Below are 22,320 nucleotides of genomic sequence, written 5' to 3' on the forward strand. Positions count from 1 at the left end.
TGCCAGTCCCCGTGCGCTCGTGCACAGGGTGTGCTCTGGATTCCCACGCCGGCGGCAAGGCACCGCCCACACGTGAGCTTGAAGAACCATGCTCGAGATCCTCTACCAGGACGATGCCCTGCTCGCGGTCGACAAACCCGCGGGCCTGCCGGTACACCGCTCCAGGCTGGTCGGCCCGGCCGACGCCTTCCTCATCGACCTGCTGCGCGAGCAGATCGGCGGCGAGTTGTTCCTTGCCCATCGGCTGGATCGGGCGACCAGCGGCGTGCTGCTGGTCGCCCGCTCGGCCGCCGTGGCCGCAGAACTGGGCGAACAGTTCATGGGACGCGACGTGCACAAGCAGTACCTGGCGGTGGTGCGTGGCTGGCCCGAACCGGCCGAGGGCGTCGTCGACTATCCGCTGCCCGGCTCACGCGAAACCGGCCCGCGCCGCGAGGCGCGCACCCGTTACCGGCGCCTGGCCACGGTCGAGGTACCGATCGCACTGGGCCGCTATCCGCAGCAACGCTACGCACTGTTGCTCGCCGAACCGGAGAGCGGCCGCTTCCGCCAGATCCGCAAGCACATGGCGCACATCCACCACCCGGTGATCGGCGATTGCCAGCACGGACGCGGCGACCACAACCGCCTGTACAAGCAGCACTTCGGATGCCACCGCATGCTGCTGCACGCCTGGCGGCTGTCCTTCAGGCATCCGCGCGATGGCCGGGCGATGACCCTGGAGGCGCCGCTGGACGGGGCCTATCGGGCATTGCTGGAGCGGTTCGGCTGGCCGACGACGTTCCGGTAGGAGGCCCCGGTCGCATCGAGGCGGCGGACCTGCTCCTGGCGGCCATCGAAGCACTCGGGCGCGCTTCGACCGTGCGGCCCCTTCGCGGCTCACGGGCTTGCAACTAGACTTGGCGCCATGCTGCAGATCAGCCGCACCCTCGCCCTCCCCGATACCGAACTGACCGAGCGCTTCCTGCGCGCGGACGGCCCCGGCGGGCAACACGTCAACCGCACCGAGAGCGCGGTGGAGCTGCGTTTCGACGTGGCCTCCTCGCCGTCGCTGCCCGAACCGGTGCGTGCGCGCCTGCTCTCGCGGCGCGACCGGCGCATGACCGACGAGGGCGTGCTGGTCATCCAGGCACGGCGCTTCCGCGAGCAGGCGCGCAACCGCGACGACGCGCGCGAGCGGCTGGCCGAGATCGTGCGCGCCGCGCTGGCCGCGCCGAAGAAGCGCGTGGCCACCCGCCCCACGCGTGCCTCGAAGGAGCGCCGTCTGGCCGGCAAACAGCAACGCGGCCGGATCAAGCAGAACCGCTCGCGCGACTGGAGCGGCGAATGAGCGACCCTGTCCTGCCGCCGCTGCCGCCGCAGGCGCCGCGGATCGACAGCCGCTTCTGGCCCTGGCTGATGCGCGGCCTGCTGCGCCTGTCCGGCTGGCGCCTGCTGGGCGACCTGCCGGATGTTCCGAAGCTGATCATCATCGGCGCACCGCACTCGTCCTACTGGGACGGTGTGTGGGGGCTGATGATGAAGATCGCGCTGGGCGCGGACATCAAGGTGATGATCAAGCGCGAGGTGCTGGACAGTCCGCTCGGATTGATCCTGCGGCCGCTGGGCATGATCGGCATCAACCGCAAGGCCGCGCTCAACGTGGTCGGGCAGATGGTGCGCCGATTCGCCAACCATCCGCGCATGTGGCTGGGGATCACCCCGGAAGGCACCCGCAAGCACGTGGTGCACTGGAAGAGCGGCTTCCTGCGCATCGCGCGGGATGCCGGGGTGCCGATCCTGCCCGTGTTCCTGGACTACCCGACCAAGACCTTCACCCTGGGCAAGCCGCAGTACGCAACCGACGACCCGGACGCCGACATGGCGCGCATCCGCGCGCTGTTCCGCGGCTACCGCGGCAAGCACCGCAACACCGAGCAGGCGCAACCGGAGCCCGACCTCTGATGAGCGCGCCCGGCATCGGCGCTTCGGTGCCAGCGGCCGGCTACAGGCTTCCCCCACGGTATCGGCCCCTCTTTGATAGGAGCCCACTTGTGGGCGATGCTCCTACTCCCGCTACCACTGCGAAAGGCATCGCCCACAAGTGGGCCCCTGCAGTGTGCGTCGGAGTCTTCGGGGCTTTTGGAGTTCCGCTGCAGGATCAGCGGCCGGAGTGGCCTGACTCGTCGTGCTCGCGGTGGGTCAGCAGGCCGGGCTTGACCAGGTCGACGAACGCCCGCGCCTCGGGGCTCAGGAACTTGCCCTTGCGCATCACCACCCCGTAGCTGCGCTGGGGGAAGAAGCGCTTCATGTTGCGCACCGCCAGGCGGGCGCGGTCGGCCTCGGTGATGCAGATGCCGGTGACGATCGAGATGCCCAGGCCCGAGGCGACGTACTCCTTGATCACCTCCCAGCCGCCGACCTCGATCGCCACCTGGTAGGGCACCTGGCGCTGCTGGAACACCAGGTCGACCAGCCGGTAGGTCGACAGCCGCTGCGGCGGCAGGATCAGGCCATACGGCGAGAGGTCCTCCAGCGTGACCTCCGTCTTGTGCGCCAGCGGATGATCACGCGGGGTGATCAGCATGGGATCGAAGTGACGTAGCGGTGCCCAGGCGATGTCGTTGGGAACGTCCAGCATCGAGCCAACCGCGAAATCCGCCTCGTCCGCGCGCAGCAATGCCAACCCGTCGCGCCCGGTGACATTGGCCAGTTGCAGGTGGACCGCAGGGTAGGCCTCGCGGTAGCGGCGCACCAGTTCGGGCAGCAGGTACTGGATGGTCGAGGCGCCGGCAGCGATGGTCAGCCGGCCCGCGGTGAGGCCTTTGACGCGCGCCTGGAAGTCACGGTCCAGGTTTTCCCAGCCCTCGATCAGCGGGCGCGCCAGTTCGTACAGCGCCTCGCCGGCGTCGGTCAGGTTGATGCGCCGGCGCCGGCGCTCCAGCAGCGGCACGCCCAGTTCACGCTCCAGGGCCTGCAATTGCAGGGTGACGGTCGGCTGGGAGAGGAACAGCGCCTCGGCTGCCCGGGTGAGCGTTCCCAGTTTGACGATGCTCACGAACGCACGCAGCTGCTTGTGGCGGTTGCCCTTGTAGTAGTAGCGCTCGGCGGCCTGGATCGCCTCCTGGTCCCTCGCGGCCGCTTTGCGGGGCTTTGACCGACGCAGCTTACCCGTCCCGTTCACTGCCGTTTCCCTCCCAGGTAGCACTTCAGCGCACTTTTACCTACTACTTTGAATTTCTCAATAAGAAAGATTGAAACATTCGCTTTGTCAAAGGCTAGCGTTCGAGCCTAGCGTGAGCGGCAACCCTCCAAGGAGCCGCACCATGGCCGTCCCGCAGGAACGACTCGACCCCGGTCCGCTGACCGTCCACGGCGATACCGCCGCCTACGCCAGCCTGCTGACCCCCGATGCCCTGGCTTTTCTGGCCGATCTGCACCGCCGCTTCGACGCCCGACGTCGGGAATTGCTGGCCGCCCGCGACGAGCGGCAGACCCGGTGGGACGCGGGCGCCCTGCCCGACTTCCGCGCCGACACCCGCGCCATCCGCGAGGGCGACTGGCAGGTCGCACCGGTCCCTGCCGCGCTGCGCGACCGCCGCGTGGAGATCACCGGCCCGGTCGAACGCAAGATGATCATCAACGCGCTCAATTCCGGCGCGAAGGTGTTCATGGCGGATTTCGAGGATTCTTCAGCGCCCACGTTGGCCAACCAGCTCGACGGCCAGCAAAACCTGCTCGACGCGGTGGCCGGCACCATCGCCTACCGCTCGCCCGATGGGCGCGACTACCGGCTCGGCGCCAAACCGGCGGTGCTGGTGGTGCGCCCGCGCGGCTGGCACCTGCCCGAGCGGCACTTCGAGGTCGACGGCGAGCCGATGGCCGGCGCGCTGGTGGACTTCGGCCTGTTCGTCTTCCACAACGCCCGCGCGCTGCAGGCGCGCGACCGCGGCCCGTACTTCTACCTGCCCAAGCTCGAGGCGATGGAAGAGGCCGCGCTGTGGGACCAGGTGATGGCCCATGCCGAGGGCCAGCTCGCCCTGCCGCGCGGCTGCATGAAGGCGACGGTGCTGATCGAGACGCTGCCCGCCGCATTCCAGATGGACGAGATCCTGCATGCGCTACGCGAACGCGTGGTCGGCCTCAACTGCGGCCGCTGGGACTACATCTTCTCCTACCTCAAGACCCTGCGCGGCCACCACGACCGTCTGCTGCCCGAGCGCGGCCAGGTGCAGATGACCGTGCCGTTCCTCAAGGCGTATTCCGAACTGCTGATCAGGACCTGCCATCGCCGCGGCGCGTTCGCCATGGGCGGAATGGCCGCGCAGATCCCGATCAAGGGCGACGACGCGGCGAACGAGGCAGCGCTGGAAAAGGTCCGCGCGGACAAGCTGCGCGAGGTGCATGCCGGCCACGACGGCACCTGGGTCGCGCATCCGGCGCTGGTCCCGGTGGCGCAGGAGATCTTCGACCGCCGCATGCCCGAACCCAACCAGCTGCACGTGCTGCGCGAGGACGTCCACGTCAGCCGCGAGCAGCTGCTGGCTCCCGCCTGCGGCACGATCACACGCGCCGGCTTCGACAACAACGTCGAGGTGGCGCTCCGTTACACCGCCGCCTGGCTCGACGGCCTGGGCTGCGTGCCGATCCACCACCTGATGGAAGACGCGGCCACCGCCGAGATCGCCCGCGCGCAGCTGTGGCAGTGGCTGCACTACGCCGGCGACGTGATCTCCGAGTGCGTGCCGCTGGAGTTCCCGGACGGCGCTCCGATCGACATGGCGCTGTTCGACCAGGCGCTCGCCGCGCATACGCATCGCCTGCGCGAAAGCACGTACCCGGGCGCCCACCGCGCGGAAGACGCCGCCCGCCTGCTCGGCGAACTGACCCACGCCGACCAGCTCGGCACCTTCCTCACCCTGCCCGCCTACGCGCAACTGGCCTGACCGCCGCCTTCGCACGACCGCACCTGTGCGCGACCGCCATGCATCCGGGTCGCGTACGGGGTGCGCTCCTGCGAGAACCCCTCACGGAGCCCAGAGACCCATGAAAAACAATCTCCCGACCGCCGAACAGATCAGCCTGGACTGGACCAACAACCCGCGCTGGGCCGGCGTGCGTCGCAACTACGGCGCCGAGGACGTCGCGCGCCTGCGCGGCACGGTGCCGATCGAGCATTCGCTGGCCCGCCACGGCGCCGAGAAGCTGTGGCACCTGCTGCACAAGGAGGACTTCGTCAACGCGCTCGGCGCGCTGACCGGCAACCAGGCGATGCAGCAGGTCAAGGCGGGCCTCAAGGCCATCTACCTCTCCGGCTGGCAGGTCGCCGCCGATGCCAACCTGGCGGGCGAGATGTATCCCGATCAGTCGCTCTATCCGGCCAACTCGGTGCCGCAGGTGGTCAAGCGCATCAACAACGCTCTGCTGCGCGCCGACCAGCTGCACCACGCCGAGGGCAGCGACGAGATCGACTGGCTGGCGCCGATCGTGGCGGATGCCGAAGCCGGCTTCGGTGGCGTGCTCAACGCGTTCGAGCTGATGAAAGCCATGATCGAGGCGGGCGCCGCCGGCGTGCACTTCGAGGACCAGCTGGCGGCGGTGAAGAAGTGCGGCCACATGGGCGGCAAGGTGCTGGTTCCCACCCGCGAGGCGATCGACAAGCTGACCGCCGCGCGCCTGGCCGCCGACGTCTGCGGCGTGCCGACGCTGCTGGTGGCGCGCACCGACGCCGACGCGGCCGACCTGCTCACCTCCGACGTCGACGACAACGACAAGCCGTTCCTCACCGGCGAGCGCACGGTCGAAGGCTTCTTCCGCGTCAAGCCGGGCCTGGACCAGGCGATCAGCCGCGGCCTGGCCTACGCGCCGTATGCGGACCTGGTCTGGTGCGAAACCAGCAAGCCGAACCTCGATGACGCGCGCCGTTTCGCCGAGGCGATCCGCGGCAAATACCCGGACAAGCTGCTGGCCTACAACTGCTCGCCCAGCTTCAACTGGCGCAAGAACCTGGACGACGCCACCATCGCAAAGTTCCAGCGCGAGCTGGGCGCAATGGGCTACAAGTTCCAGTTCATCACGCTGGCCGGCTTCCACAGCCTCAACTACGGCATGTTCGAACTCGCGCACGGCTATGCGCGACGGCAGATGAGTGCGTTCGTCGATCTGCAGGAAAGGGAGTTCGCCGCCGCCGAGCGGGGCTTCACCGCGGTCAAGCACCAGCGCGAGGTCGGTACCGGCTACTTCGACCAGGTCACCCAGGCGATCCAGCAGGGCCAGTCCTCCACCGTCGCGCTGAAAGGCTCGACCGAGGAAGCGCAGTTCCAGCGCGCCTCGGCGGCCTGATCGCCGCACGGGCGCCCCCTCCCCTCGGGGAGGGGCTGGGGGCGAGGGGTCAAGGGCTGGCGCGGAGCCCCGCCCCTATCCCCGCTCCGTCGCCGGTTCCGGCGGTGCCGGTGGCGTCAGCGCAATCGCCAGCCACCCGGCCTTCGGCTCCAGCAGCCGCTTGGCCGACGCCACCCGCAGGTTTCCCTTTTCGTCCACCCCGAACAGCAACACCAGTTGCGCGCCGTTGCGTTCGATGAAGTCGCTCCAGCCAAACGTCTGGCTCAGGCGGGTCGACTTGATCCGCCATCCGTCCGCCAGCAACTCGGCGAAGCGCGCATGCGTCATCTCTTCGCCGAACAACGGCGGCGCCAGCAGATTGCCGGCGATGGCCGCACGGTCGGTCGCCTCGTGTGGCGCGAGGTTGCGCAAGCGGTACACCTTCTCGCGCCCGAACTCGCGACGATAGTGCACGCAGGCCAGCGAGTTGCGCTCGCGATGGGTCGACATGGCCAGCAGCCGGCCCAGCCCGGTGAGATCGAGGTTGCGCTCGGCATGCGGCGAGGCCGGGTTGCCGAAGAAGGTTGCGAGACCCTCCATCCGTGCATGACGAATGCCGTCCCAGGCATCGTCCGCCAGCACCACGCGGAAGCCGGCGTCGGCCAGCGCCTTGCCGACCGCGCGCGCCACCTCGTCGGAGCCGTAGATCAGCACCCCGCGCGGCTCGGGCTCCGCCACGCCCAGCCAGCGCGCCAGCGGCCGCGCGGTCGCGCTCTGCAGGACCACCGTGCCAATGATCAGGATGAACACCAGCGGCACCATCGCCTCGGCGCCGGCCACGCCCAGTTCCTGCAGGCGCAGCGCGAACAACGCGGACACCGAGGCCGCCACGATGCCGCGCGGCGCCACCCAGGCGATCAACGCGCGCTCGCGCCAGCTGAGCGAACTGCCTACGCTCGCGAAGGCTACCGTGACCGGCCGCACGACGAACTGCGCGATCAGGAACACCGCGATGCCGGCCCACAGCATGCCGTCCGGCAGCGGCCACTGCAGTCGCGCCGCCAGCAGGATGAACAGGCTGGAGACCAGCAAGGTGGTCAGGTTTTCCTTGAAGTCGAGGATGTCGTCGATGTGCACGTTGCGGATATTGCCCAGTGCGATACCCATGATGGTCACGGCCAGCAGGCCCGATTCGTGCGCGATCGTGTTGGACAGGCTGAAGGCCAGCAGCACCATCGCGAGCACGCCGAAGTTCTGCAGGTACTCGGGGATCAGTTGTCGCCGGAGCAGCCAGGCCAGCGCCCACGCCGCCAGCGCGCCGAGGATCGCGCCGCAGCCGATCGTTCCCAGGAACACGCCGACCGTGTGGCCCTCCTGGTGCGAGACGATCGCTTCGTAGATCAGTACCGCGAACAGCGCCCCCAGCGGATCGATCACGATGCCTTCCCAGCGCAGCGTGTTGGCGATGCGCGCGTTGGGCCGCAGCGTGCGCAGCATCGGCGCGATCACCGTCGGACCGGTCACGCAGGTCAGCGCACCGAACAGCAACGCCACATCCCAGCCCAGGCCCGCAATGAGATGTACCGACAAGGCCAGCAGGAGCAATGCGGCAATGGCGCCGTAGCTGACCAGGCCGCGCACCGCCCGGCCGATCCCCGGCAGTTCGTGGAAACGCAGCGTCATGCTGCCTTCGAACAGGATCAGCGCCACCGCCAGCGAGACCAGCGGAAACAGCAGCTTGCCCAGCATCGCGTCCGGCTGGAACACACCGGTCGCCGGCCCCAGCACGATGCCGGCCAGCAGCAGGAACAGGATCGCCGGCAGCTTCACCCGCCAGGCCAGCCATTGCGCGAGAAAGCCGATACCCAGCATGCACGCCAGCATCAGCCCGGGGGGGAGCGTCATCGGCCGTCCTTCGCTTTCCGGGGCGCCCCATTCTGCCCGAGAGTTCCGGCCAATTCGAAAGCACGTGCCGGTGGGTGCTCCCTGTGCGGGCAACGGCCTGGCTCGTGGCCAGCGCTTGCGGCTCGGTCCACCGGATCCCTTCTGCGCAGGATCGCTCGTACCTTCGGAACTTCGCCAGGGAGAGGAAGAGGCCAGCCCCGGTATCGGGCGGGGGGGAGGGGGTACCGATACCGGGGCGGCGGGGCCGGCAGCATTTAAGTACCGGCGAGTGCAGATATTAGCCGGCACCCCCGGGAAGTCAATACCCGCGAGTTCAGAAATGTCAGAAACGGCGGTACTGCAGGGCTTCGGCCAAATGCGCCCGGTCCAGCAAGGCCGCGCCGCCGTCAAGATCGGCGATCGACCGCGCCACGCGCAGAATGCGGTGGTAGGCCCGCGCCGACAGTCCCAGCCGCTCCAGCGCCGCCTCGAACCAGCGTCGCTCGGCCTCGCCCAGCGCGCAGTCGCGCTCCAGTTCGCGCGTGTTGATCTCGGCGTTCGCCCGGCCCGCGCGGGCCAGCGCACGGTCCCGCGCCTGCACCACGCGTGCGCGCACGGTGGCCGAATCCTCGTCGTACGCGCTGCGCGGCGCGCCCAGTTCGGCCAGCGGCACGCGCGGCACTTCCACGCAGAGGTCGATGCGATCCAGCAGCGGGCCGGAAATTCGGCCGCGGTAGCGCTGGATCTGGTCGGGCGTGCAGCGGCAACGCTCGCGCGCGTCGCCGGCATAGCCGCAAGGGCATGGATTCATCGCCGCGACCAACTGGAACTGGGCGGGAAAGGTCGACTGTCGCGCGGCGCGCGAGACCAGGATCTGACCGGACTCCAGTGGCTCACGCAGCACTTCGAGCACGTGCCGGCTGAACTCGGGGAACTCATCGAGAAACAGCACGCCGTTGTGCGCCAGCGAGATCTCCCCAGGCCGCGGATGCGATCCGCCGCCGACCAGCGCCACCGCGGAGGCAGTGTGGTGCGGCGCGCGGAAGGGGCGCTGGCGCCAGCGCGCCGGGTCCACGCGTTGCCCGGCGACCGACAGCACGGCGCAGGTTTCCAGCGCTTCGGTTTCCCCCAGCGGCGGCAGGATGCCGGGCAGGCGCTCGGCGAGCATGGTCTTGCCGGTGCCGGGCGGGCCGATCAGCAGCAGGTGATGGCCGCCCGCGGCCGCGATTTCCAGCGCGCGCCGGGCCTGCAACTGGCCACGCACGTCGACCAGGTCGGGCGCGCCCGGGGCAATAGTCTGGCCGTTGTCCGCCTGGCCCGGCAGCGCCAGTTCCCCCGCGTCGCGCAGCCAGCTGCAGACGTCGGCCAGGGTATCGGCCACCAGCACGTCGGCTTCCGGCACCAGCGCCGCCTCCGCGGCATTCGCTCGCGGCACCACCACGCGTCGCCCGCGCGCCCGCGCGCGTAGCAGCGCGGGCAACACGCCGGAAACGCCGCGCAGGTCGCCCGACAACGCCAGTTCGCCGAGGAACTCGCATTCGTCCAGTTTCTCGCGCGGCACCTGCCCCCCCGCCGCCAGGATGCCCAGCGCGATGGCCAGGTCGAAGCGGCCACCATCCTTGGGCAACTCGGCCGGCGCCAGGTTCACGGTGACCTTGCGGTTGGGATACTCGAACGCGGCGCTCTGGATCGCCACGCGCACGCGGTCGCGCGCCTCGCGCACCGCCGCTTCCGGCAGGCCAACGATGTGCGTGCCCGGCAAACCGCCGGAAAGATGCACCTCGACCATCACCTGCGGCGCGGCGACGCCTTCCTGGGCGCGGCTCAAGGTGACGGCCAGGCTCACGGCACCACCCGGCCCGGCCAGTGCGCGGTCGTCCCTGACCGCAACGGCTGGAGAAACACGGTTGGCAGGTCCCGCCTGGCGCCCCCGAGGGAGGCCGGCGGCGCGCTCGCGGACGATGCACGCGGGGCGTACCGGCCGAGAGGCATGGAGTCGCCAGAATGCATGGTGGAACGCGACCCCATCGACGTCAGGCAAAAAAATAACCGCCCCCGATCGCTCTCGGGGTGAGGGTGACGGATCGGGGGCGGCTCCCGGGAGCTGGCGCTAGAGTCCGCGGGTAGCCGCGTCGGCCTCCAGTTCGGCGACGCGCTTTTCCAGTTCGTCGACCTTGGCGCGGGTGCGCGCCAGCAGTTGACTCTGGACTTCGAACTCCTCGCGGGTGACCAGTTCGAGGCGACGCAATCCTTGCATCAGGACATCGTGGAAGTTGGTTCGCAAATCCTGCTGCGCCTGTGCCAACCCTGGCGGTACCAGCGACACAAGTCGCAGGGCAATTCGGTCGATTTCCTGCCGATCCATCATGGACGGCGCCTCAAGCGGGTCGGAAGGAAGTCTAGGTAACGTGAACACAAGTGCGCCATCGGCCGGCTCCGCCAGGGAATGTAGGGATTGTCCTACACGACCCACCGGGGCGACAGGTCGCGAAGCGGCAGGCACAATGATGCGGACGAGAGGAAAAGCGAGCGAGGAGCATCCATGAAGCTGGTCGTGGCGGTCATCAAGCCGTTCAAGCTGGACGACGTGCGCGAGGCATTGGCCGAGGCGGGCGTCCAGGGCATCACGGTGACCGAGGTCAAGGGCTTCGGCCGGCAGAAGGGACATACCGAGCTTTATCGCGGCGCCGAGTACGTGGTCGATTTCCTGCCCAAGATCAAGCTGGAGGTGGCGGTGGCCGACGACCAGCTCGAACGGGTGATCGAGGCGATCCAGCAATCGGCCCGTACCGGCAAGATCGGCGACGGCAAGATCTTCGTCAGCCCGTTGGAGCAGGTCATCCGCATCCGCACCGGCGAGCTGGACAACGACGCCCTCTAGCTGCGCGCAGGGCGGCCCACCGGCCTACCGCGACGAGGGTCGGCCGAAGTCGCCCGCCCGGCCAGATGGCTCTTATCCGCCCGTTGGGCCCGCCCGCGGACGGCGAAACGGTCCGCGATCGATCGCCGCTGCCGTCGGCACCTGTCGCAGCGGCCGCTCCGCGTGGCTCGTCCCGCGGAGCCAAGCCCGCGGGCGTAGGGGGAAAACCTTGCGGAAGATCCCTACTTCGCCTTGCCCTGGTTCGCCACGGCGGCCATCTTCGCCGCGATCGCCTCCGCGTCACCCAGGTAGTAGCTGCGCAGCGGCTTCATCTGATCGTCGAACTCATAGACCAGCGGCACGCCATTGGGCACGTTCATCTCGACGATCGCCTCGTCGGAGACATGGTCCAGGTACTTGATCAGCGCGCGCAGGGAATTGCCGTGCGCGGCCACCAGCACGCGCTGGCCGGAGGCTACCGCCGGCGCCAGCACGTCGTGCCAGTAGGGCAGCACGCGGGCGACGGTGTCCTTCAAGCACTCGGTGTCCGGGATCATCGAGGGATCGAGCAGGGCGTAGCGGGGGTCACGCAGCGACGGGTTGTCGGCCCGCTCCAGCGGCGGCGGCGGGATATCGTAGCTGCGGCGCCAGATCTTGACCTGGTCCTCGCCGTACTTCGCCGCCGTCTCGGCCTTGTTGAGTCCGGTCAGGCCACCGTAGTGGCGCTCGTTCAAGCGCCAGTCGGTGACCACCGGGATCCACATCAGGTCCATCGCGTCGAGCACGCCCCACAGCGTGCGCACCGCGCGCTTGAGCACCGAGGTGTGCGCCACGTCGAAGGTGTAGCCGGCTTCCACCAGCAGCCGGCCGGCTTCCCTTGCCTCGGCCATGCCCTGCTCGGTCAGGTCGACGTCGGCCCAGCCGCTGAAGCGGTTGTCGAGGTTCCACTGGGACTGGCCATGGCGGATCAGGACGAGCTTGTGCATGGTAGGACACCTGGCGCGGAAAACCGGAAATGGTGGGGCTGCCCCGCTGCGGCGTCAAATGCGCCCCTGCCGAAGGTCACGCTAAACCGCGACGGCCTGCCCCGCATCAGATGTCCATTCCCACGAAGGAGCACCACCATGCGCCATCTGCTCATCGCCCTCGCCCTGGCCCTGCCGCTGGCGGCGGTCGCCTCGGACAACGACGTCGACAAGATCAACGGTGACATCCGCATCGACGCCGGCCAGAGCGCCGGCGAGCTCAGCACCGTCAACGGCGACATCTCGCTAGCCGCCGGCGCCAGCGCACGCAAGGCCGACACGGTCAACGGCGGCATCACGCTGGGCGAGCGGTCGACGATCGGCACGGTCAATACGGTCAACGGTGGCATCGAGTTGGAGGCCGGCGCCAAGGTCAACGGCGAGATCGAAGCGGTCAACGGGCACATCGAGCTGGCGAGAGGCGCAGACGTGAGCGGCCACGTGTCCAACGTCAATGGCCGTATCGAACTGGATGCGGCCCACGTGGGCGGCGGGCTGGAGACCGTGGCCGGCGACATCGACATCGGCGCCGGCTCGCACGTCGAGGGAGGCCTCCTGGTGGAGAAGCCCAACGGCGGCTGGTTCAACCACAGTCGTACGCCGCACATCGTGATCGGCCCGCACGCGGTGGTGCAGGGCACGCTGGACTTCCGCCGCGAGGTGGTTCTGCAGGTCAGCGACAGCGCACAGATCGGCCCGGTGAAGGGCGCCACGCCGGTGAAGTTCAGCGGCGACCGGCCATAAGGGTCTCGTAGAACCGCACCCGTGCGCGACCACCGCCCCCCGTGGTCGCGCCAGGGGAGTCCCTACAGCCAGTCGCGCGGCTTGAGGTAATCCTGCAGGCGCGCCTCCGGCGAACCCGGTTCCGGCACGTAGCCATACTCGTAGCGCAGCCGCGGCGGCAGGCTCATCAGGATCGACTCGGTGCGCCCGCCGGACTGCAGGCCGAACAGCGTGCCCCGGTCATAGACCAGGTTGAACTCCACGTAGCGGCCACGCCGGTACAGCTGGAACTCGCGCTCGCGCTCGCCATAGGGCATGTCGCGTCGGCGCTCGGCAATCGGCAGATAGGCGTCCAGGAAACCCTGCGCCACGTCGCGGGTGAAGGCGAAGCAGCGCTCGAAGCCGCCCTCGTTGAGGTCGTCATAGAACAGCCCGCCCACGCCGCGCGTCTCATCGCGATGCTTGAGGTAGAAGTAGTCGTCGCACCAGCGCTTGTAGCGCAGGTAGACGTCGTCGCCGTAAGGCGCACACAGGTCGCGCGCGACCGTGTGCCAGTGCCTCACGTCCTCGTCGAAGGGATAGAACGGAGTCAGGTCGAAGCCGCCGCCGAACCACCACACCGGCTCGACCCCCGGCTTGCTGGCCTCGAAGTAGCGCACGTTGGCGTGCGTGGTCGGCACGTACGGATTCCTGGGATGCAGCACCAGCGACACGCCGGTGGCGATGAAGCTGCCGCCGGCCAGCTCCGGCCGGTGCGCGGTGGCGCTGGGTGGCAGGGTGTGGCCATGCACGCGGGAGAAGTTCACCCCCGCCTGCTCGAACAGGGCCCCGTCGCGCAGTACGCGGGTGCGGCCGCCGCCGCCGGCCTCGCGGGTCCAGCGGTCCTCGGCGAAGCGCGCGCCGCCGTCCAGTCGCTCGATCGCGCTACAGATGCGGTCCTGGACGTCCTGCAGGAAGGTTTCGGCCTGGTCGGCTTGCTGGCTCATCGAAAGGACCGGTGCGGGGGAGTGCCGCAGAGCTTAGCAAGCGGGCCCGCACCGGCACTGTGGCGCGTCGACGCGGGCGCTTGAGCGATCAGCTCGCCGTGGCGGAGATCAGTTCGAGGTTGCGGCCGATGTCGCCGGAGAGGTACTGCATCCAGCCCATGTAGTTGGAGTGGATCAGGCGCGTGCCGTCGCGCTTGACCTCGTACTTGAGGTTCTTGCTGTCGACGTAACGGATCTGCGCGTGACTGGTGTCGAAGTCGACGCGGATCTTGGCGACCCATTCGTCGCGGCTGAGCTGGGCGCTGGTGTTGCCGGCCTGCTCGTCGGTGACGGTCCAGCCACGGCCGAGCAGCGCGGCCTTGACCGCCTTGCCGACCTGCACCTGGTTCATGCCCGTGGGCACCGCGATCGGCGCGGGATCGACCAGCGGCGACTGGCGGAAAGCCATCGTCAGCAGCAGGAGCGGAAGCAGCAGGACCAACAGGAATCGGGAGCGGAACATCGGGACTTCCCCTGTCTCTGGATACGCCGCGGAGCGCGGCGCGGCGAGTCTGCCGCGCACGATGCGGCGGCACAAGCCGCGTCAGCTGATCCGCGCGGCCATGCGGCGGTGGCCGATCAGCCGCGCCCAGCGCATGCCCAGGTCGATCCACATCAGGTAGGTCGCTTCCATCAGCAGCAGGGCGAGGTAGCGCGGCGTGCGCGGCAGGCCCTCTTCGGCCGCCACGGCATGGCCATCGAAGCCCAGTCGCCGCGCCAGCAGCAGGCAGCGCGCCAGGTGGTAGCGACTGGTCAGCAGCGCGACCGGGGGCAGCACTTCGGCCCGGTCGCCGCCCTGCAGCAGGCCGCGCGCATGGCGCAGGTTCTCCAGCGAGTCGACCGATTCCTGCTCCAGCTCGACGTGGGCGTCGGCCGGCAGCCCCTGCCCCTGCAACCACGCATGGCCGGCCTCGGCCTCGCTTCGCGCACCACCGCTGCGTCCTCCGAGCAACAGCACCCGCCCGGCCGTCTTCTCCCGCAGCAGCGCGAGCGCGCGGGCCAGCCGCCCGCGGTAGTCGGCGCCGGGCGCGTCAGCGACCAGCTGTCGCCCGAACACCAGCACGACCCACCGCCCCCGCAGCGTGGTCGGCGCACGCCGCGCAATCCGCCACACGTGCACCACGTAGCCCAGCCAGACGATGCCCGCACTCAGCACGACCGCGAGCAGCGTCACCACGGCCGCATGCAGCACGTCGGCATCGCGCAGGTAACGCCATGGATTGCGTTGGGTGGAGGACGACGGCACGGCGAATCGGCAGGCAACGGACGGTGCAGTGTGCGCAGCCGATTGCACGGCTGCAATCGTGGGCTGCCGGAAACCGGCGCTAGCGCAGGAGCCGGCTTTGCCCCCGGAAGCATGAACAAGGGCCCGGTCAACGGAAGCCAAGGCTAGGCAAGCCCACGACCCGCCGCTAGGCTGATTCGATGTTGCAACCCATTGCTCCCCTGGCGATCAGCGCCTACACCGCCACTTCCGCCCTCGGCCGCGGCCGGGAGGCCCACCGCCGCGCCCTCGAGGCCGCTCGCAGCGGCCTGCGCGCCAACGACTTCAGCCTGGCGCCGCTGGAGTGCTGGGTGGGCCGGGTCGACGGCGTCGAACAAGCCCCGTTGCCCGCCCCGCTGGACTCGTGGGAATGCCGCAACAACCGGCTCGCCTGGCTGGGCCTGAACCAGGACGGCCTCGTCGACGCCGTGCGCGCCGCGCGCGAGCGCTACGGCGCGACCCGCGTGGCGCTGCTGATGGGTACCTCCACCGCCAGCATCGGCGCGACCGAGGAGGCCTACCGCCGGCTCGATCCCGATGGTGGTTTTCCCGACGACATGCTGCGCCCGCCGATCCATGCACCGCACTCGCTGGCCGCCTTCCTGGCCGAAGCGCTGGCGCTGGAGGGGCCGTGCCTGACCATCTCCACCGCCTGCTCCTCCAGTGCCAAGGTGTTCGCCAGCGCGGAACGGCTGATCCGGCTGGGCGTGGTCGATGCCGCGCTGGTCGGAGGGGTCGATACCTTGTGCGAGAGCGTGTTGTTCGGCTTCAACGCGCTGGAACTGGTTTCGCGCGCGCCATGCCGTCCGTTCGACCGCGCGCGCAGCGGCATCTCGATCGGCGAGGCCGCCGGCTTCGCCCTGCTCGAACGGACCGACGCGGCGCCGCGTGCGCCACGCCTGCTCGGCTACGGCGAGGCCAGCGACGCCCATCACATGTCCACGCCCCATCCGGAGGGCCTGGGTGCCGAACTGGCGCTGCGCGATGCGCTGGCGCGCGCAGGACTCACGCCCTCGCAGGTCGACTACATCAACCTGCACGGCACCGCCAGCCTGAAGAACGACGAGGTGGAAGCCGCGCTGATCGCCCGCGCCTTCCCGCCGTCGACGCGGGCCAGCAGTACCAAGGGATTCACCGGTCACACGCTGGGCGCCGCCGGCATTCTGGAGGCGGTCGTCACGTTGCTGGCGATCGAACACGACCTGGTCCCCGGCAACCTCGGAGCCGACGACCCCGATCCGGGCTGCGGCCCGCAGTTCGCCTGGTCGAACGAGGCGCGCCCGGTCCAGGTGGCGCTCAGCAACTCGTTCGGCTTCGGCGGCAACAACGCCTGCCTGGCCTTTGCCCGTGGGGAGCGGAGCGCATGAGCGCGCTGACGGTGTACGTCGAGGGTATCGGCGTGTGGTCGCCGCAACTTGCCGACTTCGACGCCCTGCGCGCCGCCTTGATGGGAGAGGTGCCGACGCCGCCGCCTCCCCGGCCGGCGGCCACCGTGTTGCCCGCCGGCGAGCGTCGCCGCGCGCCGGAGAGCGTGTTGCTGGCGGTGGAAGTGGCGGCCCAGGCGGTCGCGATGAGCGGCCGCGAGGCCGCCGCCATGCCCTGCGTCTTCACGTCCTCGCATGGGGACCAGGCGATCATGGATTACATGTGCGCGGTCCTGGCCAGTGCGCCGTCCGAGCTCTCGCCCACGCGCTTCCACAATTCCGTGCACAACGCGCCAGCCGGCTACTGGACCATCGCCACCGGCTGCCACGCTCCGTCCAACGCGGTGTGCGCGCAGCGCGCGAGCTTCGGTGCCGGGCTGCTCGAGGCGGCGAGTCTCGCGCTGGCCGACGCGCGGCCGGTGCTGCTGGTATGCAGCGACACCGCCGGCAACGGTCCGCTGGCCGAGGTGACGGACAGTCCCGCGCCGTTTGGCTGCGCGCTGGTGCTGAGCCCCCAGCCCGGTCCCTCCACGCTGGGCCGACTTGTTCTGCACCTTTGCCCCGGTAGCATCCCCGACGCACCGGTCGCGTCGCCGGTGCCGGCCGAGTGGATTGCCCGCAGCCCCGCGGCCGTGGCGCTGCCGCTGCTGGCACTGCTCGCGCAGGGCGCGGGTCGCTGCCGGCTGATGGCCGCCCGCTCGCTCGCCATGGATGTCCGTTTGGAGGAATGTGCGTGAAACCCAATCCGCCGCGCTGGTGCGTGCTGATCCCCTGCCTCAACGAGGAGGCGGCGATCCAGCAGGTGGTGCAATCGGCCCTGGCGCTGAGCGTGCCGGTGATCGTGGTGGATGACGGCTCGGACGACCGCACCCCGGAGATCGTCGGTGCACTACCGGTCACCCTGCTGCGCCACGCGCAGCGGCGCGGCAAGGGCGAGGCGCTGCGGCACGGTTTCCGCGAGGCGCTGAAGCAGGGGTTCGATGCGGTGGTGACGATGGACGGCGATGGCCAGCACCTGGCCAGCGACATCCCGCGTATCGTCGCGGCGGCGCAACGCTATCCGGACCACATCGTGATCGGCGCGCGCCTGCTCGAGCGCGAACAACAGCCCAGGAGCCGCCGCCGCGCCAACGCGGTGGCCGACTGGGGCATTTCCTGGGGCTGCGGCCTGCCGGTCGCCGATACGCAGAGCGGCCAGCGCTGGTATCCACGCGCGGCGCTGGAACTGGTCGACCTGCCCGCAGAAAATTTCGTCTTCGAGGCGGCGATCCTGATTGCCGCCTGCCGCGACAAGGGCCTCGGCGTGGTGTCGGTGCCGATTGCCTCGCGCTACCACGGCGAGTTCCGGCTGAGCCACTTCAGCCCGGTGCGCGACGTGGTGCGCATCACCACCTACACCTTCGGCCGTGTCGTCCATTACGGCCGCATCGTCGACAGTTATCGCCGCTCGCACGACACGCCACCCCTCGTCATCGACGACGAGGGGTTGCTGGCGATCGAGGCGGGCGAGCCGGCGCGCGCTACCCGTTGAGCGAACTGCCGTGGGGACACGGCGGCCTTGATGGGATGCACGCGCGCCGCATCCGAGGCACCATCGACCGATCAGTCGGAGGAGAGCGGCATGGCGGACGCCCACACAACGCATGATGCAGTGATTCTCGGCGGCGGTCTGGCCGGGCTGTGCCTGGCCCTGCAGCTACGCGGCGAGTTCCCGGACATGGACATCGTGGTGCTCGAACGCCAGCGGCACCCGCTCCCGCTGGCCGCGCACAAGGTGGGCGAATCGACCGTGGAGATAGCCGCCCACTACTTCGAACAGGTGCTGGGCCTGCACGAGCACCTGCAGCAGGCCCATCTGCGCAAATTCGGGCTGCGCATGTTTTTCAGCGAAGGCCAGGACCGCCTGGACCAGTGCACGGAGCTCGGCGTGAGCCGCGTACTGCCCACGCCCAGTTACCAGATCGACCGCGGCCTGTTCGAGAACTTCCTGGGCGAAGAGGCCCGGCGGCGCGGGATCGACTTTCGGGATGGCGCGCGCGTGCGCGGGTTCGAACTCGGCCGGGGCGGGGAACTCCATCGCGCCCGTTACAGCGACGAGGCCGGCGAGCACACCCTCGCTTGCCGCTGGCTGCTCGACGCTTCCGGCCGCGCCGGCCTGCTGCGCCACCGCCTCGAACTGACCCGGGACAACGGCCATCACGTGAACGCCGCCTGGTTCCGGCTGGACGAACGCCTGGTGCTGGACGAATGGTGTCGCGACAACGCCGCCTGGCACGATCGGTGCGAGCCGCCGGAGCGCTGGCGCTCCACCAACCATCTGTGCGGCGTCGGCTACTGGGTCTGGCTGATCCCGCTCTCCAGCGGTGCTCACTCGATCGGTATCGTGGCCGACGAGGCCATCCATCCGCTGGAGTCTTTCCAGGATTTCGCCCGCGCCCGGGCCTGGCTCGCACGCCACCAACCGGCGCTCTCGCGGGCGGTCGAACGCTGCGCGGATACGCTGATGGATTTCCGCTTCCTGCGCGGCTGTTCCTACGGCTGTGCCCAGGTGTTCAGCGCCGACCGCTGGGCGCTGACCGGCGAGGCCGGCCTGTTCCTCGATCCCTTCTACTCGCCCGGCGGCGATTTCATCGCGATCGCCAACACCTACATCTGCATGCTGGTCGCACAGGACCGTGCCGGCGCGCCACTGGCCTCCTACGTGCGGCTCTACCAGCGGCTGTACTTCTCCTTCTACGAGAGCACCCTGGCCCTCTACCGTGGCCAGTACCCGTTGTTCGGCGATCCCGTCGTGATGCCCGCCAAGGTGGCCTGGGACTACAGCTATTACTGGGGCGTGCTGTGCCAGCTGTTCTTCCAGAAACGGCTGGGCGATGCGACGCTGTTCGCCGAACTGGCTCCGCAACTGGCTGTCGCGCAGCAGTTGAACGAGCGGATGCAGGCGTTCTTCGGCCGCTGGCACGCGTGCGCCGGCCCTGGCAGTTCAGCCGGCCTGCTCGATCAGTGCCGGGCCCCCTGGCTGGTGGAATTGAACCGCGGCCTGCGCGACACACTGGACGACGCCGGCATAAGGTCGCGCCTGAACACCAACCTGGCGCTGCTGCACGAGGTGGCCGGCGCGATCGCCGCGATGGCCGCGCGCGACGGCATGTCCGTGGAGGACCTGCCCGCCTGCACCGGCCCGGTGCCAGCGCTGTTCGACCTGGCGCCCGCGCAGGTGACTGCGGTCGCCTAGAACCCGAAAAGCAAGCAGGAGCGCACCTGTGTGCGCGACCGGAATGGTTGGCGGTCACGCACCGGTGCACTCCTGCAGGGATCGGGGTCGCGACCGGGATGTCCGGTCGCGACCATCGGCCTCAGTCCTCAGGCAACGTGATCGCGTATTCCTTCGGCGGGGTGTTGCCGGCCAGGTTGCGCACGAAGTAGTCCCAGCGCCGGCGCATGGCATAGGAACCCTTCTCTTTGCCATAGCCATGGTGCACGTTGGGGATCATCAGCAGGTCGAAGTCCTTGTTCGCCTTGATCAACGCATCGGCCACCAGCAGCGTGTTGGACGGCGGCACATTGTCGTCCAGCGTGCCGTGCACCAGCATCAGCTTGCCCTTGAGGTTGGCCGCATGGTTCTGGTTGGCCTGGTCGTCGTAATTGGTGGTGCCGTCCTTGTTCACCACCAGCGGGCCCTGGTACTTCTCGGCCCAGTCGTCCTCGTAGTTGCGGTTGTCGTGGTTGCCGCTCTCGGACCAGCCGACCTTGAAGAAATCGGGGTAGCGGAACATCGCGTCCGCCGTGGCGTTGCCGCCGCCGGAGTGGCCCCAGATGCCGACGCGGTCGAGGTCGATCCAGCCGTAGCGCTTGCCCAGTTCCTTGATGCCGGCGACCTGGTCGGGCAGCGTGTTGTCGCCCATGTTGCCGTACCAGGTGTCGTGGAAGGACTTCGAGCGCCATGGCGTGCCCATGCCGTCGATCGCCACCACGATGAAGCCCAGCTCGGCCAGCGCCTGGTTGTCGCCGCGCGCGGAAAGGAAGTTGCGGCCGCGCACCGAACCGGTCTGCGGACCCGGATAGATGTAGTCGATGACCGGGTACTTCTTGTTCGGGTCGAAGCGGGTCGGCTTGAACAGCATGCCGTACAGGTCGGTCTTGCCATCGCGCGCCTTCACCGTGATCGGGGTCGGCGGCACCCAGCCGGCCGCGCGCAGACGGCTGATGTCGGCCTTGGCGACGGTGGCGAGCACGTGGCCGTCGCCGCTGTCGCGCAGCACGGTCACGGGCGGCGTGGTCGGTGTCGAATACGTATCGACGAAGGCGTGGCCGTCCGGCGAAAGCGTGATCTCGTGGTTGGCCGCCTCCGGCGTCAGCAGCACCGGCTTGCCGCCATCCAGGCCGACCTTGAAGAACTGCTGGTAGTACGGGTTCACGCCCGGAGTGCGGCCGACGCCGCGGAACCACGCGGTGCGCGTCTTCGGGTCGACCCTGAGCACCTCGGTGACGTTGCCCTCGCCGGTGGTGATGGCGTGCTTGAGCTTGCCGTTATCCAGGTCGTAGAGATACAGGTTGCCCCAGTCATTGCGCTCGGAGAACCAGATCGCCTCCCGGCTCTCGGGCAGGTAGAACCAGTTGACCTGGCCGTTGCCACTTTCGAAGTAGGTCGGCACGTGCTCCTCGAACACCGTGCGCACGTCACCGGTCTTCGGATCGGCGATGCGGAGCCACTCGTCCTTGTGGTAGCGCGAGGTGGAGACGAAGGCCAGCGACTTGCCGTCCGGCGCCCACTTCACGTCGTCCCAGCCACCGGCAGGGCCGCAGCTGATGTCGTCGCAAAGGGTCGAACGATGCTGGTCGGGCGGCATCTTCAAGCGCACCACCTTCTTGCTCGGCACATCGATGACGACGCGCTCGATCATGGTCACGTTCTTGTCGCCCGCCAGCGGGCCCTTCCACTGCTCCAGTTCGGAATGGCCGATCTGCGTCTTGAGCAGGTACATGTCGCCGGTCTTGCGCTGGTCCTGCTGGAAAGTGGCGATCTTCTTCGAATCGGGCGACCACACCAGGATGGCGTTGTCGGTGTGCTTCCAGCCGGCGTTGTCGGTGGCGTAGCCGAAATTCTCCACGCCGTCGGTGGTCAGCCGGGTTTCCTTGCCGGTAGCCACGTCGCGCAGCCACAGGTTCCAGTCGCGGATGAAGGCTTCGGTCTTCTTGTCCGGCGAGAGCACGCCCGGTTCCTTGCCGGCCTTCTTGACCACGCATTCGCCCTGCGCCGGCTTGAGGTCGCACAGGTAGTGCTTGCCGTTGAGCTGGATGTCCAGACGACCGTCGGCGGCAACCACGTATTCGCGGATGCCGAGCTTGCCGGCCTTCACCGGCTTGGCCAGCGCCTTGCCCAGCGCGGCGGCGAGCCGGGGCTGGTCGAACGCGTCGGAGACCTTGCCGGTGGTCGCGTCCATCACGCGGTAGTGGTCGCCCTTGGCGTCGTGGTCGACGTACCAGAAGTGGCCGTCGTCCAGCCAGGTCACGCGTCCGATCGCATGGTCGACCAGCGGCGCGGTGTTGTTGCCGAGAAAGCGCTCCGCGCGGGCGTAGTCGTCCCTGGTCAGCGTGTGGCCCTGGGCCATTGCGCCGGTGGCCACCAGGGCCAGGGCCAGCGCGCCCGCCAGGCACGGGCTGCCGATCATCGATGCCATCGTGTTTCCCCTTTGGAGGACATGCGGATTGGTCGATCGTAACGTGCCTAAAGTCATGGCACCCATGCCATTAGTGGGGGGCGTTGACGGCGCGGACGACGTGCCGGCACGCTCGTCCTCTCCTCCTACCCTCC

General features: G+C 69.0%; 20 protein-coding genes. 11 read left to right on the forward strand and 9 right to left on the reverse strand.

The genetic code is table 11. The features are described 5' to 3' along the window. The first annotated feature begins 88 nt into the window (after positions 1 to 88). From LQ771_RS14020 to LQ771_RS14030, 3 genes are all read left to right on the forward strand, one after another. Positions 89 to 790: a pseudouridine synthase gene (locus LQ771_RS14020; protein ID WP_231350009.1), complete on the forward strand. Its 702-nt coding sequence runs from the start codon at positions 89 to 91 to the stop codon at positions 788 to 790. Between the two features lie 117 nt (positions 791 to 907). Then, complete coding sequence (gene arfB / locus LQ771_RS14025) at positions 908 to 1,330, forward strand: alternative ribosome rescue aminoacyl-tRNA hydrolase ArfB (protein WP_231350010.1); 423 nt, start codon at positions 908 to 910, stop codon at positions 1,328 to 1,330. Continuing rightward, positions 1,327 to 1,944 carry a 1-acyl-sn-glycerol-3-phosphate acyltransferase gene (locus LQ771_RS14030; protein WP_231350011.1) on the forward strand — a complete coding sequence of 206 codons (618 nt, stop codon included), beginning with the start codon at positions 1,327 to 1,329 and terminating at the stop codon, positions 1,942 to 1,944. The genes arfB and LQ771_RS14030 overlap by 4 nt, the downstream gene beginning before the upstream one ends. Positions 1,945 to 2,140: 196 nt before the next feature. Here the strand turns inward: LQ771_RS14030 and LQ771_RS14035 are convergent, their stop codons facing one another. Beyond that, the gene (locus LQ771_RS14035; protein ID WP_231351926.1) at positions 2,141 to 3,097 is read right to left on the reverse strand and encodes a LysR family transcriptional regulator; all 957 of its coding nucleotides are present in this window, start codon (positions 3,095 to 3,097) and stop codon (positions 2,141 to 2,143) included. Positions 3,098 to 3,305: 208 nt separating this feature from the next. Between LQ771_RS14035 and aceB the strand changes: the two genes are divergently transcribed. Further along, positions 3,306 to 4,925, forward strand: coding sequence for a malate synthase A (gene aceB / locus LQ771_RS14040; protein WP_231350012.1), 1,620 nt, complete (start codon positions 3,306 to 3,308; stop codon positions 4,923 to 4,925). 100 nt (positions 4,926 to 5,025) lie between these two features. Then, the gene (aceA, locus tag LQ771_RS14045; protein ID WP_231350013.1) at positions 5,026 to 6,321 is read left to right on the forward strand and encodes an isocitrate lyase; all 1,296 of its coding nucleotides are present in this window, start codon (positions 5,026 to 5,028) and stop codon (positions 6,319 to 6,321) included. A gap of 75 nt (positions 6,322 to 6,396) precedes the next feature. Here the strand turns inward: aceA and LQ771_RS14050 are convergent, their stop codons facing one another. From LQ771_RS14050 to LQ771_RS14060, 3 genes are all read right to left on the reverse strand, one after another. Next, a complete protein-coding gene (locus tag LQ771_RS14050) occupies positions 6,397 to 8,205 on the reverse strand; it encodes a cation:proton antiporter (protein ID WP_231350014.1) in 1,809 nt (602 codons plus the stop codon). Between the two features lie 322 nt (positions 8,206 to 8,527). Continuing rightward, complete coding sequence (locus tag LQ771_RS14055; RefSeq protein WP_231350015.1) at positions 8,528 to 10,030, reverse strand: YifB family Mg chelatase-like AAA ATPase; 1,503 nt, start codon at positions 10,028 to 10,030, stop codon at positions 8,528 to 8,530. A gap of 264 nt (positions 10,031 to 10,294) precedes the next feature. Continuing rightward, positions 10,295 to 10,552, reverse strand: a complete 258-nt coding sequence (locus tag LQ771_RS14060; protein WP_231350016.1) for an accessory factor UbiK family protein — start codon at positions 10,550 to 10,552, stop codon at positions 10,295 to 10,297. Between the two features lie 174 nt (positions 10,553 to 10,726). Between LQ771_RS14060 and glnK the strand changes: the two genes are divergently transcribed. Beyond that, on the forward strand, positions 10,727 to 11,065 hold the full coding sequence (gene glnK, locus LQ771_RS14065; protein WP_231322133.1) for a P-II family nitrogen regulator: 339 nt from the start codon (positions 10,727 to 10,729) through the stop codon (positions 11,063 to 11,065). A gap of 221 nt (positions 11,066 to 11,286) precedes the next feature. Here glnK and gpmA read toward each other — a convergent pair whose 3' ends face one another. Next, complete coding sequence (gene gpmA / locus LQ771_RS14070; protein ID WP_231350017.1) at positions 11,287 to 12,030, reverse strand: 2,3-diphosphoglycerate-dependent phosphoglycerate mutase; 744 nt, start codon at positions 12,028 to 12,030, stop codon at positions 11,287 to 11,289. Positions 12,031 to 12,168: 138 nt separating this feature from the next. Between gpmA and LQ771_RS14075 the strand changes: the two genes are divergently transcribed. Then, complete coding sequence (locus LQ771_RS14075; protein WP_231350018.1) at positions 12,169 to 12,813, forward strand: DUF4097 family beta strand repeat-containing protein; 645 nt, start codon at positions 12,169 to 12,171, stop codon at positions 12,811 to 12,813. A gap of 62 nt (positions 12,814 to 12,875) precedes the next feature. Here LQ771_RS14075 and hemF read toward each other — a convergent pair whose 3' ends face one another. The 3 genes from hemF to LQ771_RS14090 form a co-directional block, all read right to left on the reverse strand. After that, a complete protein-coding gene (gene hemF, locus LQ771_RS14080; protein WP_231350019.1) occupies positions 12,876 to 13,778 on the reverse strand; it encodes an oxygen-dependent coproporphyrinogen oxidase in 903 nt (300 codons plus the stop codon). 88 nt (positions 13,779 to 13,866) lie between these two features. Beyond that, positions 13,867 to 14,280, reverse strand: coding sequence for a hypothetical protein (locus tag LQ771_RS14085; protein WP_231350020.1), 414 nt, complete (start codon positions 14,278 to 14,280; stop codon positions 13,867 to 13,869). 81 nt (positions 14,281 to 14,361) lie between these two features. Beyond that, positions 14,362 to 15,063: a YdcF family protein gene (locus LQ771_RS14090; RefSeq protein ID WP_231350021.1), complete on the reverse strand. Its 702-nt coding sequence runs from the start codon at positions 15,061 to 15,063 to the stop codon at positions 14,362 to 14,364. Positions 15,064 to 15,242: 179 nt separating this feature from the next. On the opposite strand from LQ771_RS14090, the gene LQ771_RS14095 reads away from it, so the two are divergent. From LQ771_RS14095 to LQ771_RS14110, 4 genes are all read left to right on the forward strand, one after another. After that, positions 15,243 to 16,448, forward strand: coding sequence for a beta-ketoacyl-[acyl-carrier-protein] synthase family protein (locus tag LQ771_RS14095; protein WP_231350022.1), 1,206 nt, complete (start codon positions 15,243 to 15,245; stop codon positions 16,446 to 16,448). Beyond that, the gene (locus tag LQ771_RS14100) at positions 16,445 to 17,242 is read left to right on the forward strand and encodes a beta-ketoacyl synthase chain length factor (RefSeq protein ID WP_231350023.1); all 798 of its coding nucleotides are present in this window, start codon (positions 16,445 to 16,447) and stop codon (positions 17,240 to 17,242) included. Before LQ771_RS14095 ends, LQ771_RS14100 begins: the two co-directional genes overlap by 4 nt. Next, the gene (locus LQ771_RS14105) at positions 17,239 to 18,036 is read left to right on the forward strand and encodes a glycosyltransferase family 2 protein (RefSeq protein ID WP_231350024.1); all 798 of its coding nucleotides are present in this window, start codon (positions 17,239 to 17,241) and stop codon (positions 18,034 to 18,036) included. The genes LQ771_RS14100 and LQ771_RS14105 overlap by 4 nt, the downstream gene beginning before the upstream one ends. 90 nt (positions 18,037 to 18,126) lie before the next feature. Then, entirely contained in the window at positions 18,127 to 19,740 is a 1,614-nt protein-coding gene (locus LQ771_RS14110) for an NAD(P)/FAD-dependent oxidoreductase (RefSeq protein WP_231350025.1), read from the forward strand. Positions 19,741 to 19,861: 121 nt separating this feature from the next. Here the strand turns inward: LQ771_RS14110 and LQ771_RS14115 are convergent, their stop codons facing one another. Beyond that, positions 19,862 to 22,186: a S9 family peptidase gene (locus tag LQ771_RS14115; protein ID WP_231350026.1), complete on the reverse strand. Its 2,325-nt coding sequence runs from the start codon at positions 22,184 to 22,186 to the stop codon at positions 19,862 to 19,864. Between the last annotated feature and the right edge of the window lie 134 nt (positions 22,187 to 22,320).

It is taken from the genome of Frateuria soli (genome assembly GCF_021117385.1).
Taxonomy (GTDB): Bacteria; Pseudomonadota; Gammaproteobacteria; order Xanthomonadales; family Rhodanobacteraceae; genus Frateuria_A; species Frateuria_A soli.